Origin of the sequence: Helicobacter sp. CLO-3, from assembly GCF_001854545.1 — a bacterium.
Classification (GTDB): domain Bacteria; phylum Campylobacterota; class Campylobacteria; order Campylobacterales; family Helicobacteraceae; genus Helicobacter_B.
Genome location: NZ_MLQN01000083.1, coordinates 1 through 607, shown reverse-complemented (window position 1 = coordinate 607; position 607 = coordinate 1). Strand labels below are relative to the sequence as shown.

Here is a 607-nt window from a genome sequence, read left to right as displayed (position 1 = left end):
ATCAATTTCCATATAGATAAAATTATCCAAAATGCTAAAAATGGGGATTATATTTTTTTACCATTAGAATTTGAATATTATGCGGAAAATAAACCAAAAGATAACCAAGTATATATTCACAATATGCTATTATGGGGCGATGGCTATAATAATAAATATATTTCCATAGTAAGTATTATAAAAATATATATTAGCGCGACCGCACCATCAAATATTTATAAAGTCCTTCAGCCACGCTGGAGAAAAGAACAAACCTCTATTGATAATCCTATCCAGCAGTGGCAAGAGCATATAAAAAATGAGGGGATTGGGCATGAATCACTCAATGCCTATGGCGACTCAGGCTATCACGAAGGCGAAACGAAAAAAAATATATATAACACATATTTTACTGATGATATAAAAATCTCAAACTTTTTTATAAGCGAATACAAACGCCTAGAATCTTTTGCCAAGCAAAATAATATAAAAATATTTCTCACCTACCCAGTAACCGTAGAAAATCCATACTTTAGCCTAAAAAACCCAAAGACTTTTGCTAAAATAGAACATCTAAAGTCAGAACTGGCAAAGCATAATATCCCTATATATGGGGATTTTAGAGATT

At 31.3% G+C, this 607-nt stretch carries 1 protein-coding gene; it reads left to right on the top strand.

Features of this window, described 5'->3' with window-relative positions; genetic code table 11:
• Positions 1 to 607: hypothetical protein (locus tag BKN38_RS11360; protein WP_176754211.1), on the top strand; the 607-nt coding region annotated here is incomplete at both ends.